The organism is Pedobacter cryoconitis (assembly GCF_014200605.1).
Lineage (GTDB): Bacteria > Bacteroidota > Bacteroidia > Sphingobacteriales > Sphingobacteriaceae > Pedobacter > Pedobacter cryoconitis_B.
The window spans coordinates 175,318-192,946 of sequence record NZ_JACHCE010000011.1 but is presented as its reverse complement, the minus strand read 5'-3'; the positions used below and the strand labels follow the sequence as shown (position 1 = coordinate 192,946).

The 17,629-nt window shown below is 39.4% G+C and carries 16 protein-coding genes; 9 read left to right on the top strand and 7 right to left on the bottom strand.

Going from position 1 to position 17,629, the window contains the following annotated elements; all coding sequences use genetic code 11:
• Position 1: 1 nt before the first annotated feature.
• Positions 2–2,392 (top strand): penicillin-binding protein 1C, encoded by a 2,391-nt coding sequence (gene pbpC / locus HDE68_RS24485; RefSeq protein WP_183885006.1) that lies wholly within the window; start codon positions 2–4, stop codon positions 2,390–2,392.
• On the opposite strand, the gene HDE68_RS24480 is transcribed toward pbpC, so the two are convergent.
• The 4 genes from HDE68_RS24480 to HDE68_RS24465 all read right to left on the bottom strand — a co-directional run bounded on the left by HDE68_RS24480 (position 2,389) and on the right by HDE68_RS24465 (position 4,694).
• On the bottom strand, positions 2,389–3,093 hold the full coding sequence (locus HDE68_RS24480) for a lysoplasmalogenase (protein WP_260171858.1): 705 nt from the start codon (positions 3,091–3,093) through the stop codon (positions 2,389–2,391). The genes pbpC and HDE68_RS24480 overlap by 4 nt on opposite strands.
• Positions 3,094–3,202: 109 nt before the next feature.
• Entirely contained in the window at positions 3,203–3,517 is a 315-nt protein-coding gene (locus HDE68_RS24475; RefSeq protein ID WP_068398171.1) for an RNA recognition motif domain-containing protein, read from the bottom strand.
• 120 nt (positions 3,518–3,637) lie between these two features.
• Positions 3,638–3,868: a hypothetical protein gene (locus HDE68_RS24470; RefSeq protein ID WP_183885004.1), complete on the bottom strand. Its 231-nt coding sequence runs from the start codon at positions 3,866–3,868 to the stop codon at positions 3,638–3,640.
• A 55-nt stretch (positions 3,869–3,923) separates the two neighbouring features.
• Positions 3,924–4,694, bottom strand: coding sequence for a queuosine precursor transporter (locus HDE68_RS24465; protein ID WP_183885002.1), 771 nt, complete (start codon positions 4,692–4,694; stop codon positions 3,924–3,926).
• Positions 4,695–4,765: 71 nt separating this feature from the next.
• On the opposite strand from HDE68_RS24465, the gene HDE68_RS24460 reads away from it, so the two are divergent.
• From HDE68_RS24460 to HDE68_RS24435, 6 genes are all read left to right on the top strand, one after another.
• Positions 4,766–5,911, top strand: a complete 1,146-nt coding sequence (locus tag HDE68_RS24460; RefSeq protein ID WP_183885000.1) for a methionine aminotransferase — start codon at positions 4,766–4,768, stop codon at positions 5,909–5,911.
• Positions 5,912–5,939: 28 nt separating this feature from the next.
• Positions 5,940–6,746: a nitrilase family protein gene (locus HDE68_RS24455; RefSeq protein ID WP_183884998.1), complete on the top strand. Its 807-nt coding sequence runs from the start codon at positions 5,940–5,942 to the stop codon at positions 6,744–6,746.
• A gap of 107 nt (positions 6,747–6,853) precedes the next feature.
• Positions 6,854–7,888, top strand: coding sequence for a N(4)-(beta-N-acetylglucosaminyl)-L-asparaginase (locus tag HDE68_RS24450; protein ID WP_183884996.1), 1,035 nt, complete (start codon positions 6,854–6,856; stop codon positions 7,886–7,888).
• 11 nt (positions 7,889–7,899) lie between these two features.
• A complete protein-coding gene (locus HDE68_RS24445; protein ID WP_183884995.1) occupies positions 7,900–8,640 on the top strand; it encodes a copper homeostasis protein CutC in 741 nt (246 codons plus the stop codon).
• 30 nt (positions 8,641–8,670) lie between these two features.
• Positions 8,671–10,458, top strand: a complete 1,788-nt coding sequence (gene lepA / locus HDE68_RS24440) for a translation elongation factor 4 (protein ID WP_183884993.1) — start codon at positions 8,671–8,673, stop codon at positions 10,456–10,458.
• 29 nt (positions 10,459–10,487) lie between these two features.
• Positions 10,488–11,369 (top strand): bifunctional 5,10-methylenetetrahydrofolate dehydrogenase/5,10-methenyltetrahydrofolate cyclohydrolase, encoded by an 882-nt coding sequence (locus tag HDE68_RS24435; protein ID WP_183884991.1) that lies wholly within the window; start codon positions 10,488–10,490, stop codon positions 11,367–11,369.
• 77 nt (positions 11,370–11,446) lie between these two features.
• Here HDE68_RS24435 and HDE68_RS24430 read toward each other — a convergent pair whose 3' ends face one another.
• On the bottom strand, positions 11,447–11,791 hold the full coding sequence (locus tag HDE68_RS24430; protein WP_183884989.1) for a Rieske (2Fe-2S) protein: 345 nt from the start codon (positions 11,789–11,791) through the stop codon (positions 11,447–11,449).
• A gap of 98 nt (positions 11,792–11,889) precedes the next feature.
• On the opposite strand from HDE68_RS24430, the gene HDE68_RS24425 reads away from it, so the two are divergent.
• Together HDE68_RS24425 and HDE68_RS24420 are read left to right on the top strand one after the other, a co-directional pair.
• Positions 11,890–12,513 (top strand): 7-carboxy-7-deazaguanine synthase QueE, encoded by a 624-nt coding sequence (locus tag HDE68_RS24425; protein WP_183867024.1) that lies wholly within the window; start codon positions 11,890–11,892, stop codon positions 12,511–12,513.
• A gap of 110 nt (positions 12,514–12,623) precedes the next feature.
• The gene (locus HDE68_RS24420; protein ID WP_260171857.1) at positions 12,624–14,528 is read left to right on the top strand and encodes an OmpA family protein; all 1,905 of its coding nucleotides are present in this window, start codon (positions 12,624–12,626) and stop codon (positions 14,526–14,528) included.
• 58 nt (positions 14,529–14,586) lie between these two features.
• Here HDE68_RS24420 and kdsA read toward each other — a convergent pair whose 3' ends face one another.
• Both kdsA and recQ read right to left on the bottom strand, forming a co-directional pair.
• A complete protein-coding gene (gene kdsA, locus HDE68_RS24415; RefSeq protein ID WP_183884987.1) occupies positions 14,587–15,402 on the bottom strand; it encodes a 3-deoxy-8-phosphooctulonate synthase in 816 nt (271 codons plus the stop codon).
• Positions 15,403–15,410: 8 nt separating this feature from the next.
• A complete protein-coding gene (gene recQ / locus HDE68_RS24410; RefSeq protein ID WP_183884985.1) occupies positions 15,411–17,600 on the bottom strand; it encodes a DNA helicase RecQ in 2,190 nt (729 codons plus the stop codon).
• Positions 17,601–17,629: the final 29 nt, after the last annotated feature.

The following is a 17,629-nucleotide window of genomic DNA, read 5'->3' as shown; positions in this document are numbered from 1 at the left end:
GATGAGCATAAAAATAAAGCCGGTATCAAAACTACTGATTGGTGATGGTGCAGTACTTCTGTTATTGTGTTGGTTTTTATTCGTTTTACCTGACAGGCTATTTGTTTCTCCCACTTCTTATGTGGTAGAAGCTGCAAATGGTGAACTCTTGAATGCAGCCATTGCCGCAGATGGGCAATGGCGTTTTCCTGCTGCTGAGACTGTCCCTGACAAATTTGCAAAATGTATCATTGCATTTGAGGATAAACGCTTTTATAAACATCCGGGTGTAGATATTTTAGCGATGGCCAGAGCTATTCGGCAAAACTTTCGTGCCAAAGGAATAGTGAGTGGCGGCAGTACACTGACTATGCAAACTATCAGGCTGAGCCGCAGACAAGACCGTACGATAGCTCAAAAGCTATTCGAAATAGTTTTGGCCCTGCGTTTAGAAATTAGATGCTCAAAAAAGGAAATACTTAAGTTATATGCTGCCAATGCCCCTTTTGGAAGTAATGTGGTCGGTTTAGAAGCCGCTTCCTGGAGATATTTTGGCCGTAATCCGCAATCCTTGTCATGGGGAGAAATGGCTACACTGGCCGTTTTACCTAACAGTCCGGGGCTAGTACATCCGGGCCGTAATATTACCCGCCTGATTACTAAAAGGAATAATCTGCTGGATCAGCTCGCTAAATTAAAAATCATAGATCAGGCTACTGCTAATTTGTCAAAATTGGAGCCCGTACCAGGCAAACCAAGACCATTGCCTCAAAATGCCCCTCACCTGCTTAACAGGTTTAAGAAAGAACGGGCAGGTTTAAAAATTGCTTCAACAAGGATAAGATCTACTTTAGATGAAACATTACAGTTAAAAATCAATGCCTTATTAAAAAGGTACAATAACCGGTACAGGGCTAATGATATCGATAATATTGCGGCATTAGTATTGAATGTCAGAAACGGGACTGTAATGGCTTATGCTGGTAATATTTATCAGCCTGAAAATGCCGGACTGGAAAGTCACGTGGACATGATTAAAGCTCCCCGAAGTCCGGGAAGTACATTGAAGCCCTTGTTATATGCAAGTATGCTGACCGATGGTTTAATCCTTCCTAAAACCTTAATTCCGGATATCCCAACTCAAATAGGTAATTATTCACCACAAAATTATGACCTGGGTTATGATGGTGCAATAGCCGCTGATCGTGCTTTAAGCCGCTCACTCAATATACCAGCGGTCCGTTTATTGCAAATTTATAAGTATCCGAGGTTTTATGATCAATTAAAAAAACTAGGCTTTTCTACACTAAATCAACCGGCCGGTCATTATGGTTTATCACTGATTCTGGGTGGCAGCGAAGTTACGATGTGGGATCTTGCTAAAACTTATATGGGAATGGCCAGGTCACTGAATCAATATAATGATTATAAAGGTTATTATAATCCGCATGCCTATGATGCACCCCTTTATGTACAAAACAGGCCGTCAGAAAAGCTGGATGAGAATGATCTTCAGCGCAACGCACTTTTGGATAATGGCTCCATATGGAGCACATTCAATGCCATGGAAGAAGTTATGCGCCCCGGTGATGAAGGATTATGGGAACAGTTCTCTTCTGCACAGCGGGTAGCCTGGAAAACAGGGACAAGTTTTGGTTTCAGAGATGGATGGGCAATTGGCCTCACCCCAGACTATGTGGTTTGTGTTTGGGTAGGCAATGCAGATGGAGAAGGCAGACCCGGATTAACGGGTATTGATGTTGCCGCACCTGTATTATTTGATATTTTCAGACAACTGCCAACAGGAAAATGGTTCGAAACGCCAAAAACTAAGCTAAAGAAAGTTCTTGTCTGTCGTGAAAGTGGTTATAAAGCTGGTGAATATTGTCCGGATCGTGCGCTTGAGCTGGTTCCTTTTGCCGGAGAAAAAACGGCTGTTTGTCCTTATCATAAGATTATACACCTTGATCAGAGTTCCAGTTTCAGAGTCACGGATCAATGCGTAAGCCCTGCCGACATGGTTCACCAATCGTGGTTCATACTCCCTCCGGCAATGGAATACTATTATAAAGTAAAACATAGCGACTACAAAATTCTTCCTCCTTTTAAGCAAGGGTGTGCGGATGCAGGTAATAATTATGTGATGGACATGATCTATCCTAAAAACAATGCGTCTATTTATATTCCTTTAGAATTTGACGGCAAAAGAGGGAAGGTAGTTTTTACAGCGACCCACAAAAACCCTGCTGCCCGGATTTACTGGCATATAGATGATGAATATGTAGCGACAACTTCACATACGCATCAGCTGAGCCTGAGCCCGGCACCAGGTAAACATACCCTAACCCTGGTAGATGATAAAGGAGAAAGATTTGTACAGCAATTTATCATACTGGACAGGGAGAAACATTAATCAGCAGTTAACGGCCTAATGAGTTTACGTTCAGCACCCCCCATTACAATCAGGTACTGGGCAATCATATAAACTGCACTGATTAATAAATCGGAAGCTCTGAAAGAATTGATGAAGTAAGCATGCGCTAAAATTGCATCAGCCCCAATAAAAAACAGGACACCTGCAAGGATCAGCCTGAAGCTAAGTTGGTTGACACGCTGATTTCTGAAAGCCGCCATCATGATAAGCAGGGCAACAATAAAAATACAGGCTAATACAGGTAACCTTAGTGTACCTAAATGCGGCCTGAGATAGAAATAAAAAGCAGTAAAAGTTATGGCACTACTGAATATAGCAATCCTTGCCCCTTTTTTGTCCAGTTCCTGAGCAGAGCGAAAGTCAAGGTAGAAAGCACCAATATAAAACAGGTGACAAACCAGGAACGCGATAAGTCCATAAGAAAAATAAGAAGGATCATAGCCCCTCAGCAGAAACAATGTACTGCCGGTAAGGGCGAAAACCAAACCTGTAAATAACCTTTGATGGAAACGACCGCTTAATCTTGTGGTTAAGCAGAAAAACACGAGTAATGCCAGCGTAATGCATGGGATCAAACCGTAGTTTAAAAGCGAATATTGCTTGTATCCGGAGACCAGCACCATTATAAATAGCAGTGCATAAGCCAGGTTAAATAGCAGGTATTTTCTTATCATACGCATATATCCAGCATAATTTATTAATCATCTGAAATAAGAACCAGGGATTATGGTACAAAAACCTGGTTCTCTATGTGATGATAGAAAAATCGATCCAATAGAAAAAAGCTAATTAATAGCTTCTTTCTCTGTTGTTGTTGTTGCGTTTGAAACCACCGCCACCACCACCAGCACCGCCAGTATTAGGTTTTTCTTGTGCTTCAGCAACTTTGATACGGTTACCATTGTAATCGCCACCGTTCATTCTCTTGATCGCTTCTTTAGCCTCTTCGTCTACTGGCATCTCTACGAAACCAAAACCACGACTCTGACCAGTTTCACGATCTTTGATAATTCTAAGTGATTTTACCTGACCGAAATCACCAAATACGGCTGTTAATTCATCTTCCCCTACTTCTAACGGAAGGCCTGTAATAAATATCTTCATTAATGTCTAAAAATTTCCTCAAAGGTACAAAAACCATACCTTTTATTTGCAATCAGATTGTAAGTAATCGATAAAATATTTATTTAATTGTATAAAAACCGTAAACAGTCGTTATAAGACTCAGCCAGGAAGCTCAATTACACGCTCCATACAAAAGTCCCTGTCATCATAGTTCCATTCCAGCAAGAGTTTCCAAATGCCCTTAGGAACATCATTTACAGGCACATGGAGCAATCCATGTACATCACTTCGTACAAATTTAATGTCATGTTTGAGTGCTGGATCTGATACGCAGCTAAAAAAAACTTTGGCAGCTACCGGATGATCAAAAGAAAAAGTCACCGTTTTCATAACTATACAACAATAACTGATTATCAATGTTTTAAAAAAAATGGCAGATAGCCTCCTATCCCCTGCCAGCCAGTTTAATCAATTTATGTGCAAGGTCTTTGCCCAGATAATTATCAATGATACCATGCACAACATACAATATTGGGGTCATCAAAATTGCAACCAAAAACTTATAAGTATAGTTAACCAGTCCTATGGCAGCCACCATCTGCCAGCTCCAGTGGTATTGCGGGTTTAAATAAAAAGCAATAAAAATGACTACAAAACTGTCTATCAATTGGGATACCAGTGTAGAGCCGGTTGACCGGAGCCACAAAGCACGCTCACCTGTAATCTTCTTGATCTTGTGAAAAATAATTACATCTGCAAACTGACCAATTAAAAAAGCGACAATGGAACCGACTATAATCCACATCCCCTGTCCAAAAATACCTGCAAAGGCGTTATCCATATTCAGGTTCTGCCCGTTAATTTTTTGATTCACCCAGAAATCGGACGAACTCAGGTTCATAGCACCCCATACAATGAAAAAAGCATAACCAATAAGTATAGCTGTTAATATAGAAAGGAACCTGACTTGTTTCATTCCAAAGTATTCATTGATAATATCAGTCATAATAAAAATCAATGGCCAGGTCAGCACACCGGCCGACATATGAAAAGATAAATTCGGAACTCCTAACAGATTAATATTAAAATGCCGGATTCCCAATGTCGCCTCTACACTAAATATCTTAACACCAATAAATTCTGAAAGAATAGAATTAGCTACAAAAAAACTCCCCAGTACAAGCAGTAATCTGCTCTCTTTTGTTTTAAAAGTCATACGTATCGCAAATTATTAAATATAGATGAATTTTAAACAGGCTCTTAATTTATTTTATAATTTTGCCTTACATGATAGCTACATACTCGAAACTTCCGGGAATATCCAACACTATTTTTTCAGTGATGTCCCAGTTAGCGGCTGAACACAACGCCATTAACCTTTCTCAGGGATTCCCTGATTATGATTGTGATCCTAAATTAATTGAATTGGTTGCTGACGCCATGAGAAACGGACATAATCAATACGCCCCAATGACAGGTGTTCAATCTTTAAGAGAACTGGTTGCCGATAAAGTAAATGTTCAATACGGATCAAATTATCATCCCGACACAGAAGTGACCATTACAGCAGGCGGTACTCAGGCTATATTTACAGCTTTAACAGCTTGTATTCAGGCTGGCGACGAGGTTATTATCTTTGAACCTGCCTATGACTGTTATGCACCAACTATTAAAATGCTGGGCGGACTGGTTAAGTCTTATGAAATGGCCCCTCCTGAGTATAGTATCGACTGGGAAATGGTAAAAAAACTATTTACAGCCAGTACAAAGATGATTATTCTGAACAGTCCGCATAATCCAACAGGTACAGTCTTAACAGACAAAGACATTAAAGCACTGATTAAACTGACAAAGGGCACGGATGTACTGATTCTGAGTGACGAGGTTTATGAACACCTCATCTATGACGGGATCAAACACAATTCAATGGCTTCTTATCCTGAATTACGCGAACGTACCTTTATAGTTGCTTCTTTTGGCAAACTACTGCATACAACCGGATGGAAAGCAGGCTATTGCATTGCCCCTGAACCATTGATGAAGGAATTCAGAAAAATTCATCAGTTTAATGTATTCAGTGTCAACACGCCCATGCAGGCTGGTATTGCAAATTATTTGAAAGATCCTTCGGCTTACCTGGGTTTATCATCTTTTTTCCAGGAAAAACGCGATTTTTTCCGTTCATTGCTCAGTCAAACCAAGTTTAAATTGCTACCTTGTAAAGGTTCCTACTTTCAATGCGTGAGCTATGACCATTTTAGTGAAGAGGAAGATACTGTTTTAGCGAAGCGGTTAATTACAGATATTGGTGTGGCATCTATCCCTGTTTCCGCATTTTATATCAGGAACACAGATCACCGGATACTGCGTTTTTGTTTTGCTAAAAGGCAAGATACACTGGAAAAATCCGTTGAAAGACTAATGAAACTATAATTTCACATGCCTATTACCTTATCAATATATGGAGAACCCAAACTATCTCAATATTAATAATCTAAAAATAACAATTTTTCAAGCTTATTTATTTTGGGAAAATGTAGACAAGAATCTGCAGAATATATCTCTGCGTTTGTCTTCAGGCGTAAAGGAAAAAACAGATCTCATTGTATTACCGGAAATGTTCAATACTGGTTTTAGTATGCATGCTGCTGAACTGGCAGAAGAAATGGATGGAAAAACAATGACCTGGATGGCAGCTTCTGCCGCTAAATATGATTGCGTAATCACAGGAAGTCTGATTATTAAAGAAAATGGCGTTTATTATAACAGAATGATCTGGATGCTGCCAACCGGCGATTATCAGCATTATGATAAGAGACATCTTTTCGGAATGGGTGAAGAAGATCAGACCTATACTGCCGGACAGGATAAAGTGGTGGTAGAATTGAAAGGCTGGAAAATCAGACTTGCTATTTGTTATGACTTAAGGTTCCCGGTCTGGTTAAGAAATAATGATGCTGCATATGATCTGTTACTGGTTATTGCAAGCTGGCCTGACAAACGTATTCCGCACTGGAAAGCACTGATCCCGGCAAGGGCAATTGAAAACCAAAGTTATGTCGTTGCTGTTAACCGCGTTGGCCACGATGGTAACGAAGTTTATCACAGTGGTCATTCTATGTGTATCGATGCTTTTGGAAATACTGTTTACTATAAACCTGAAGACGAAGATCTTTATACTTTTAGTGTCAATCACGAAGATCTGGTAAAAATCCGTGGTGGATTTCCCTTTTTGAAGGACGCAGATGAATTTAAACTCATCAATTAATATAAAAAATATTTAAATCCGGCTTAGTCCGGATTTTTCTGTTTAAAGACCTTTTAAGAATAATTAATTTAATGTAATCTTGTGTCTGAATCACCTAAACCGTTTTTATGTTCGACCGTAGAAAATTCATTAAATGTTCCGCTTTATCCGCTTCTTTGCTGGCGATTGACAAAAGCGGAATGGCTAACATCCTCCCTTCTTCCGGCACTGCTGCTGCTGGTAAACCTATAGTAATCTCGACATGGGATTTTGGGATTGCAGCTAACCATGCAGCCTGGGAAGTATTATCAACAGGCGGACGCTCACTTGATGCTGTAGAAAAAGGTGTTCAGGTTCCCGAAGCAGATCCTAAAAATCAAAGTGTAGGTTATGGCGGCCTGCCAGACAGAGATGGAAAAGTTACCCTGGACGCTTGTATCATGGACGATTTGGGCAATTGCGGTTCAGTAGCTGCTCTTGAACATATTATGCACCCTATTTCAGTTGCCAGATTAGTCATGGAAAAAACTCCGCATGTGATGCTTGCAGGTGACGGAGCGTTGCAATTTGCCTTAGAGAATGGATTTAAGAAAATAAATCTGCTTACACCTGAAAGTGAGAAAGCCTGGAAAGAATGGCTTAAAACTGCGAAGTATGAGCCTATAATGAATATTGAGAATAAATTATACGACAAAGCATCCCCAACCAGGTTACCTGGAAATCAATATAACCATGATACCATCGGTATGCTTGCGCTTGATGCCAATGGCAATTTATCAGGCGCATGTACAACCAGTGGAATGGCTTTTAAATTACATGGCCGCGTGGGTGACAGTCCGATTATTGGCGCAGGTTTATATGTAGACAATGAAGTTGGCGGAGCAACTTCAACCGGTGTCGGAGAAGAGGTTATCCGTAATGTAGGCAGTTTCCTGGTCGTAGAATTAATGCGCCAGGGTTATCCGCCCGAAGAGGCTTGTAAAGAAGCTGTGATGCGTATCATCAAAAAGAAACCTGCAAAAGCTAAAGAAATCCAGGTGGGCTTTTTAGCTTTGAATAAAAAAGGGCAATACGGTGCTTATGCTATTCAAAAGGGGTTCAGCTATGCGGTTTGTAATACAGAAAATAAAGATCTTTTAATCCCTGGAAAGAGTTATTATTAAAATTTACAGCTATGATTGAAATGGAAGTTTGCGCCAACTCTGTAAGCTCTGCACTGGAGGCACAAAAAGGGGGCGCAAAAAGGGTAGAATTATGTGCAAGCCTGACTGAAGGCGGCACTACACCCAGTTATGCAGAGATTAAACTGGCTAAGCAATTACTCCATATAGAGGTCTACCCTATTATCAGACCGCGTGGCGGGGATTTCCTGTATTCTGAACTGGAATTTGAACTGATGAAAGAAGATATCAAAATCTGTAAAGAATTACAATGTGAGGGCATAGTAACCGGCATCCTTACCGCAGATGGTAAAGTTGATAAAGACCGCTGTGCTGAACTGGTTGAACTGGCAAAACCAATGAAAGCTGCTTTTCACCGGGCATTTGATATGACAGTAAACATGGAAGAAGCGATGGAAGATCTGATTTCATTAGGATTTATACGTATTCTTACATCCGGGGGCAAAGCAACTGCCCTTGATGGCGCAGAGCAACTGGCCAAACTTATCAGAAAAGCCGATCAAAGGATTGCTATTATGCCGGGTGCCTGCGTCAATACCTCAAATATTCAGCAACTTATCAGCAAAACAGGTGCAAAAGAATTTCATGGCTCAGCGAGAAAAAACCATAGCAGTAAAATGCTGTTCAGGAACACTGAATTAAGCATGGGCAATGACGCTGATGAATACAGTTCTTCCCTTACTGATGCAGAACTGGTCAAAAAATTACTCGAACTGGCAAACAGTGCGAAATAATCAAGCTAATATTCTATATTTGCGGCACTGATGAAGCACATACGTAATTTTTGCATAATTGCACACATTGACCACGGTAAAAGTACTTTGGCCGACCGTTTACTAGAATACACGAATACAATCACCCAGAGAGAGTCACAAGCTCAATTGCTGGATGACATGGATCTGGAACGTGAACGCGGTATTACCATTAAAAGTCATGCGATCCAGATGGATTATATCCAGGATGGACAGCCTTATATATTAAACTTAATTGACACTCCCGGACACGTAGATTTCTCTTATGAAGTTTCCCGCTCAATTGCTGCCTGCGAAGGTGCTTTATTGATCGTAGACGCTTCACAGGGAATACAGGCCCAAACTATTTCTAATCTTTATTTAGCACTGGAGCATGATCTGGAGATCATCCCTATTCTGAATAAGATGGATTTACCTGGTGCAATGCCCGAGGAAGTAAAAGATCAGATTATCGAACTGATAGGCTGTAAGAGAGAAGAAATCATCCCTGCTTCAGGAAAGACAGGACAAGGTGTTCATGATATCCTTCGTGCAATTGTTGAGCGTGTTCCTGCACCTAAAGGAAACCCTGATGGTGAATTGCAGGCTTTGATTTTTGACTCTGTTTTTGATTCATTCCGTGGTATCGTTGCTTATTTCAAAGTATTAAACGGAGAAATACGTAAAAAAGATAAAGTAAAGTTTGTAGCTACCGGCAAGGAATATATTGCGGAAGAAGTTGGTACTTTAAAATTAAAACAATCTCCTAAAGATGTCATCAAAACTGGTGACGTAGGTTATATCATTTCTGGTATTAAAGAAGCCAGAGAAGTAAAGGTTGGAGATACAATTACGCATAAAGACCGTCCGAGTTTAGAGCCTATCAAAGGATTTGAAGAGGTTAAACCAATGGTATTTGCCGGTATTTATCCGGTGGACACAGATGAGTTTGAAGACTTAAGGGAAGCTATGCACAAATTGCAGCTGAATGATGCTTCCATTGTTTTTGAACCGGAATCTTCTGCGGCATTAGGCTTTGGTTTCCGTTGCGGTTTCCTGGGCATGTTACACATGGAGATCATCCAGGAGCGTTTAGAGCGTGAATTTGACATGACAGTAATTACTACTGTTCCCAACGTGTCTTATCAGGCGATGACCACTAAAGGTGAATTGATCATTGTAAATAATCCATCTGATCTTCCTGATCCAAGTAAAATGGAGTATGTGGAAGAACCTTATATCAAAGCAAATATAATTACCAAATCTGAGTTTGTGGGCCCGGTAATGTCTCTTTGTATTCAGAAAAGAGGAATTATCGTTAATCAGTCTTACCTGACATCAGACCGTGTGGAGCTTGTTTTTGAGATCCCAATGGGTGAGATTGTATTTGATTTTTACGATCGTCTGAAAACGATTTCAAAAGGATATGCTTCTTTTGATTATCATCAGATTGGTTACCGTAAATCGGACCTGGTGAGATTGGATATCCTGTTAAATGCAGAACCTGTTGATGCTTTATCTTCACTGATTCACCGTAGTAACTCCTATGATTTTGGAAAGAGAATCTGTGAGAAATTAAGAGAGTTAATTCCCCGTCAGCAATTCGAGATTATTATTCAGGCTTCTATTGGTGCTAAAATTATCGCCAGAGAAACGGTAAAAGCTTTACGTAAAGATGTAACCGCCAAATGTTATGGTGGTGATATTTCCCGTAAACGTAAACTGTTGGAAAAACAGAAAAAAGGTAAAAAACGTATGCGCCAGGTAGGTAATGTGGAAATTCCACAAACTGCTTTTATGGCCGTATTGAAATTAGATTAATCGTTTAACACAAAAATATAACGTTTGATATGCAATTACTGGACGGAAAATTCGCATCAGAAAAGATCAAATTAGAAATAGCAGCGGAAGCAGCAGAATTTTTAGCACAAAGCGGACGTAAACCTCATTTACTGGCTATATTAGTTGGTAACGATGGCGGAAGCGAAACCTATGTGGCCAGCAAGATGAAAAACTGCGAGAAAGTAGGATTTCAGTCTTCTCTGATCAGATATGATGTAGATGTTACTGAAGAAGAGTTACTTCAAAAGATTCACGAAATTAATAGTGATGCAGGCGTAGATGGACTTATTGTTCAGTTGCCTCTTCCAAAACACATAGATCCGGAGAAAGTTACCGAAGCAATAGATCACCGTAAAGATGTAGACGGATTCCATCCGGTAAATCTGGGACGTATGATGCGTAATCTGCCTTGCTTTATTCCAGCTACACCTTATGGTATTTTATTATTGCTAAAGGCTTATGGAATTGATACTGCTGGTAAACACTGCGTAGTTGTTGGCCGTAGTAATATCGTTGGCAGCCCAATGAGTATCCTGATGGCACGTAATGCTAATCCCGGTAATTGTACGGTTACCTTAACGCACAGTAAAACTACAAACCTGAAAGAGATTGCCTTACAGGCAGACATTATAGTTGCCGCTATCGGTAAGAAGAATTTTGTAACAGCTGACATGGTTAAACCCGGAGCCATCATTATTGACGTGGGTATTAACAGAGAAACTTCTGAAACAACTAAATCAGGATACAAATTGTATGGTGATGTTGACTTCGAAAATGTAGCCCCTTTATCTTCGTGGATTACACCTGTTCCGGGTGGAGTTGGTTTAATGACTATTGTTGGTTTATTGAAAAACACATTAGCTTCAGCTAAGAAAGAGATATATTCTTAAGCAGTAAATTCCGGTTAACTGTTATTGAAACCTGTAAATTAATGATTTACAGGTTTTTTTTATTTTGTGCCGGCAGCTTATTTTTCACCAAAAAAACGGCTAAACAAACCTTGTTTAAATCCGGCATATAAACCGTCAGGTTCTTCCTTTACAGGGTACAAATTTATATAATCCCCCTGCCCTTCTATTCCTCTTCCGGTTATCAGGTCATATTCATACCGATGGATTGGACAGATTAATTTTCCATGTTCACACCAGCCACCACTAAGAATACCACCCGCATGGGGACAAGAATTTTGCACCAGATGAATTTGTTCCTGATGCCTGAGCAGACACAATTTTTTACCAGCCACACTAATCTGCCGGATGAAATCCCCCTCAGGAATTTCCACATCAATTTTATACCAGCGTAAATCAGCCATTGCTGCTATACTTATTCATAGATTAGTCATTTAAATGCCGTCAATATACATATATTCCTATTTTCCACCCATATTTATTTAACTTTGCCAATTGATATATGGCACATAATATTCCAGCAGACGGCACATTGCTTCCATTAATGGAAGAATTTTACACTATTCAGGGTGAAGGTTTTAACACAGGCAAAGCTGCCTATTTTATTCGTCTTGGAGGTTGCGATGTAGGTTGTCACTGGTGTGATGTGAAGGAAAGCTGGGATGCAGAACTTCACCCCTTAACTTCTGCAGACGATATTGCTGAAAAAGCTGATACATTTCCTGGTAAAGCTGTAGTCATTACTGGTGGAGAGCCATTGATCTATAATATGGATTACCTGACAAAAAAACTACAGGAAAAGAACATTCTTACTTTCATAGAAACTTCAGGCGCTTATCCATTATCGGGCAGCTGGGACTGGATTTGTTTATCTCCTAAAAAATTCAAAGCCCCACGTCCTGATATTACTCCTTTCGCAAATGAATTAAAGGTTATTGTCTTTAATAAAAGTGATTTCGAGTGGGCAGAGAAATATGCAGAAACAGTATCTCCTTCCTGTAAACTTTATCTGCAGCCAGAATGGTCTAAATCAAAAGAGATTACCCCTATGATTATAGATTATGTAATGGCTAATCCAAAATGGGAAATTTCTTTACAGACTCATAAATACCTGAATATTCCTTAGGGATTTATTCAGGCTCTTACTCTTTTACGGGGCTGATTCATTATCTGTCAGATTTTTTTTGCTAAGTTTATCCTGTAGCATGTTTTTGTATGCGCTGATATTCTTAAAATATGATGAGGAAGATTATACTGTTAGTTTTTTTTCTGTTATTCACAGGCCAGAGCCTAAGTTATGCACAAGAATCGGCTGTAAAAAAAGCACAGCAGAATTTCGAGTATGCACAGAAATTATTATTAGGTAAGGATTATGACGGAGCAGCCAAATTATTGGAAGATGCCGTTGCCGCTGACCCTTCTTTTCAATTTGCTTTTATTCAGTTAGCGGATATTTATAAGCTAAAAAGATCTTTTGACAAAGCTAAATTCAATTATCAGAAGGCAATTGAGATTCGGGCCGTTCCTTTAGCTGCCAGGGTCTATTATTCTTTAGGCGAAGCAGAACTCAACAGTGGAGAATATGCAAATGCTGGAAAACACTTTGCTTTATTTAAAGGAACCTATAAAGGAAAAGATCAGGAGATGGTCCTGAAAGCTGACAAATATATCAGGGACTGTAATTTCGCAGTGGTTGCTGTAAAAGCACCCGAGAAATATGATCCTGTTAATTTAGGTGCTGCAATAAATACCAAAGACAGAGAATATCTGCCAACACTAACTGCAGATGGGTCAACACTTATTTTCAGCCGTACGGTAAATGGAAATGAGGATTTCTATATTTCCCGTAAAGTAAATAAAGAATGGAAAAACGCAGTTCCCTTAAGTGATCAGATTAATACAAAATTCAATGAAGGTGCACAATCCATTTCTCCGGATGGAATGTACCTTTTCTTTACAGGATGCAATCGTCCCGATGGATTTGGAAGCTGTGATCTTTATGTAAGCCATAAAAACGGGAATAACTGGGATACTCCTTTTAACCTGGGTTCGACAGTTAATTCCTCCTCCTGGGATTCACAGCCAGCGATCAGTCCGGATGGAAATACCTTATATTTTGTAAGCAACCGTCCTGGCGGGATCGGTGGTTACGATATTTGGAAAACTACTTTAAATAGCGAAGGAGAATGGAGTAAACCGCAAAATCTGGGACCGGGTATTAATACTATTTATGATGAGAATACCCCTTTTGTACACCCTGATGGTAAAACATTGTATTTTTCTTCCAATGGATGGCCTGGTATGGGAAGCATGGATATTTTCTATAGCCGTGCAGAAACGGATGGCAAATGGGGCAAACCAATCAACATAGGTTACCCTATTAATACTTTCAATGAAGAAAGCGGGCTGATGGTAAGTCCTGATGGGAATGAAGGATATTTTTCTTCGGTGCTCCAGGGGGGCTTTGGTGATATGGATATATACAAATTTAAATTGCCGGAAGCTGCAAAACCATTGCCCATCACTTATGTCAAAGGTATTGTCAGGGATAAAGAAACACGGGGGTTTCTGGAAGCAAAAGTACAGGTAGTGAACCTGAAAACAAAAGAGACTAAGTTCAACGACTTTACTTCTAAAGACAATGGAGAATTTCTGGCCGTAATGCCTCTGGGCAGTACTTATGCCTTTAATGCAATAGCCGATGGTTATTTATTCTATTCAGCTAATTTTGAGCTGAATCAAACCAAAACCGGTCAGCCGTATGTACTTGATATTTACCTTGAAAAGCTGAAAGCTGGTGCTAACATGATTTTGAGAAATATATTTTTTGACACCAATAAATTTGATCTTCTTCCTCCTTCAATTACCGAATTAACTAATCTTTTACAATTATTACAGGCTAATACTTCTGTAAGTATCGAAATTCAGGGACATACTGATAATGAAGGGAATGCTGAGGCCAATCAGAAATTATCTTTACAGCGTTCAAAATCTGTATATGATTATTTGGTAATGAATAAAGTAAATCCTGATCGTTTAACTTTTAAAGGATTCGGGGCTACAAAACCAATCGCATCAAATGATACTGCTGCCAGCCGTCAGCAAAACCGGAGAACCTCATTTATTATTACCAGGATATAAAAAATCCCGGTCTGATTAACAGACCGGGATTTATATAAAGATTTAATGTATAAAATAATTATACCACTGCTTTTCTAATCTTAATCAACTTCACTAATAACTGTTCTAACAGATCCAGGTGAAGCATATTAGCCCCATCAGATTTGGCATGTGCCGGATCAGGGTGGGTTTCAATAAATAAACCATCTGCTCCAACAGCAATCGCTGCTTTCGCAATAGTTTCAATTAACTGAGGTTTACCTCCTGTTACACCAGAACTTTGATTTGGCTGCTGTAAAGAGTGCGTTACATCCATCACAACAGGTACACCAAAAGATTGCATTTCGGGTAAGCCCCTATAATCAACTATCAGATCCTGATAACCAAAGGTATTCCCCCTATCTGTTAATATAACCCTTTTATTACCTGCTTCATAAACCTTCTCCACTGCAAATTTCATAGAACCTGCAGAAAGAAACTGTCCTTTTTTCACGTTAACTACTTTTCCTGTTTTTGCAGCAGCAATCAGCAAATCAGTTTGTCTGCATAAAAAAGCAGGGATCTGCAATACGTCTACATAAGCAGCTGCCATTGCGGCCTCAGCGCTTTCGTGGATATCAGTTACTGTTGGAACTCCAAAAGTCTTCCCAACCTTTTCTAAAATCTTTAAGGCCTTCTCATCACCAATACCAGTAAAAGAATCACCTTTAGAACGATTTGCTTTTCGGTAAGACCCTTTAAAAATAAAAGGGATTTCTAACTGATCGGTAAGTGTGACTATCTTTTCTGCAATTCTCATTGCAATATCTTCTCCTTCAATTGCACAGGGACCGGCCATTAAAAAGAAATTGCCGGAAGTAGTATGTTTTAATTTATCTAATTCAAAATTGACCATGCTTATGCTTAATTTCCAAGTTCTGACATGAACTTGATTCTCATTAATTGTATCTCTTCACGCGTATAATCCGTTTCTCCTAAATCCTTCAAAGCTTCATCAATCGAATCATTCTCTGCAGCACGGAAGTAATCAAATACTTCATCCTGACGATCATCATCCAGTATCTCATCTACAAAATAGTTCAGATTCAGCTTGGTCCCTGAATTAACAATTGCTTCAATCTCTTTCAGGATCTCACTATAGGTGATTCCTTTAGACTTTGCAATATCCTCCAGTCCAATCTGTCTGTCTACATTTTGTATAATAGAAACCTTTAACTGTGATTTATTAGCCTGCGTTTTAATAATCAGATCTATAGGCCGCTCAATATCATTATCTGTCACATATTTCCTGATCAGTTCAATAAAAGGCGTACCAAATTTCATTGCCTTACCATTTCCAACACCCGAAATTTGTTTCAGCTCATCCATAGCAATAGGATAATGCGTACACATTTCTTCTAAGGAAGGGTCCTGAAAAACTACAAAGGGAGGAACACTTTTCTGTTTTGCAATCTTTTTTCTCAGATCTTTCAGCAACAGCAATAATTGTGTATCCAGTGTCCCGCTACCATGTTTTACATCATCTTCATCATCATCTGCAGAACTTTCGATAGGCACATTCAGAATGAATTTAAGACTGTAAGGGTTTTTGATAAAATCATTGCCCGAATTAGTCAGCCTTAACAAACCATAGTTATCAATATCTTTAGATAAAAAGTTATTAAGTACTGCTTGTCTGATTAAAGATTTCCAAAGATTTTCACCTTCTGCTTTTCCCAATCCAAACTCTGGCAGTTTACTATGTTCATAAGCGATAGTTTGTGCAGTTTCCATACCCAATAAAACGCAAAGGATATGTGCATCATCAAACTTCTCTCCTATATTTTTAATCAGGTTTAATGCAACTCCAAGTGGCTCCTCTGCTTCAAAATACGTTTTAGGCTTTTTACAGTTGTCGCACATGCAGTTACATCCGGTCTCATTGAAGTTTTCACCAAAATAATGCAGGATCTGCTTTCTGCGGCATACGCCCGACTCAGCATAATCAATAACTTCCTTAAGGATCTGCGTACCAATTTCACGTTCAGCCACCGGCTTATCTTTCATAAATTTGGCCAGCTTATCTACATCTTTCTGCGCATAAAAAGCAATACAAACCCCTTCCCCTCCATCACGTCCGGCTCTTCCAGTCTCCTGATAGTAACCTTCCATACTTTTAGGAATATCATGGTGTATTACAAAACGAACATCTGGTTTATCAATCCCCATTCCAAAGGCTATGGTAGCCACAATTACCTCAACATCTTCCATCAGGAATTTATCTTGTGTATCTGCTCTGACTTTAGGTTCTAAACCGGCATGGTAAGGCAAAGCCTTAATACCATTCAGATTTAATGCTTCAGCTACTTCCTCCACCTTTTTCCTGCTCAGACAATAAATAATACCGGATTTACCAGTATTGTATTTAATGTACCTGATCATTTCTTTGATCACATCCCGCTTAGGACGTATCTCATAAAATAAATTGGGTCTGTTAAACGAAGACTTGAACAAGGTAGCATCAGCCATCTGCAAGTTCTTAATAATATCCTGCTGTACTTTTGGTGTTGCCGTTGCTGTTAAAGCAATAATTGGGATATCTGGTCCCAGGCCGCTGATCACCTGGCGTATCCTCCGGTACTCCGGACGAAAATCATGTCCCCATTCTGAAATACAATGAGCTTCATCAACCGCAACAAAAGAGATAGTAATAAGCTTCAGAAATTCGATATTATCCGCTTTGGATAATGATTCTGGTGCTACGTATAATAATTTAGTCTGACCACTTAACAAATCACTTTTTACCTGGGCAATTTCCGATTTATTTAAAGAAGAATTCAGGAAATGTGCAATACTATCACTTCCACCAAAAGCTCTCAATTGATCCACCTGATTTTTCATCAGCGCAATCAGCGGTGATATCACGATCGCAGTACCTTCTGACATTAAAGCCGGCAATTGATAACAGATAGATTTCCCTCCACCCGTTGGCATAATTACAAAGGTATTTTTTCGCTCAAGAACATTGGTAATAATTGATTCCTGATCCCCCTTAAAATTGTCGAAACCAAAAAAGGTTTGTAAGTTGTCAAACAACGACTTTTTCACATCCATTTTGTGTATAAAATATTCAGTGCTATTTT

What these genes read in the sequence shown, in the direction of transcription:
- pbpC (WP_183885006.1), top strand. Translation starts at nt 2, where the DNA reads ATGAGCATAAAAATAAAGCCGGTATCAAAACTACTGATTGGTGATGGT.
- HDE68_RS24480 (WP_260171858.1), bottom strand. Translation starts at nt 3,093, where the DNA reads ATGCGTATGATAAGAAAATACCTGCTATTTAACCTGGCTTATGCACTG.
- HDE68_RS24475 (WP_068398171.1), bottom strand. Translation starts at nt 3,517, where the DNA reads ATGAAGATATTTATTACAGGCCTTCCGTTAGAAGTAGGGGAAGATGAA.
- HDE68_RS24470 (WP_183885004.1), bottom strand. Translation starts at nt 3,868, where the DNA reads ATGAAAACGGTGACTTTTTCTTTTGATCATCCGGTAGCTGCCAAAGTT.
- HDE68_RS24465 (WP_183885002.1), bottom strand. Translation starts at nt 4,694, where the DNA reads ATGACTTTTAAAACAAAAGAGAGCAGATTACTGCTTGTACTGGGGAGT.
- HDE68_RS24460 (WP_183885000.1), top strand. Translation starts at nt 4,766, where the DNA reads ATGATAGCTACATACTCGAAACTTCCGGGAATATCCAACACTATTTTT.
- HDE68_RS24455 (WP_183884998.1), top strand. Translation starts at nt 5,940, where the DNA reads ATGGAGAACCCAAACTATCTCAATATTAATAATCTAAAAATAACAATT.
- HDE68_RS24450 (WP_183884996.1), top strand. Translation starts at nt 6,854, where the DNA reads ATGTTCGACCGTAGAAAATTCATTAAATGTTCCGCTTTATCCGCTTCT.
- HDE68_RS24445 (WP_183884995.1), top strand. Translation starts at nt 7,900, where the DNA reads ATGATTGAAATGGAAGTTTGCGCCAACTCTGTAAGCTCTGCACTGGAG.
- lepA (WP_183884993.1), top strand. Translation starts at nt 8,671, where the DNA reads ATGAAGCACATACGTAATTTTTGCATAATTGCACACATTGACCACGGT.
- HDE68_RS24435 (WP_183884991.1), top strand. Translation starts at nt 10,488, where the DNA reads ATGCAATTACTGGACGGAAAATTCGCATCAGAAAAGATCAAATTAGAA.
- HDE68_RS24430 (WP_183884989.1), bottom strand. Translation starts at nt 11,791, where the DNA reads ATGGCTGATTTACGCTGGTATAAAATTGATGTGGAAATTCCTGAGGGG.
- HDE68_RS24425 (WP_183867024.1), top strand. Translation starts at nt 11,890, where the DNA reads ATGGCACATAATATTCCAGCAGACGGCACATTGCTTCCATTAATGGAA.
- HDE68_RS24420 (WP_260171857.1), top strand. Translation starts at nt 12,624, where the DNA reads ATGATGAGGAAGATTATACTGTTAGTTTTTTTTCTGTTATTCACAGGC.
- kdsA (WP_183884987.1), bottom strand. Translation starts at nt 15,402, where the DNA reads ATGGTCAATTTTGAATTAGATAAATTAAAACATACTACTTCCGGCAAT.
- recQ (WP_183884985.1), bottom strand. Translation starts at nt 17,600, where the DNA reads ATGGATGTGAAAAAGTCGTTGTTTGACAACTTACAAACCTTTTTTGGT.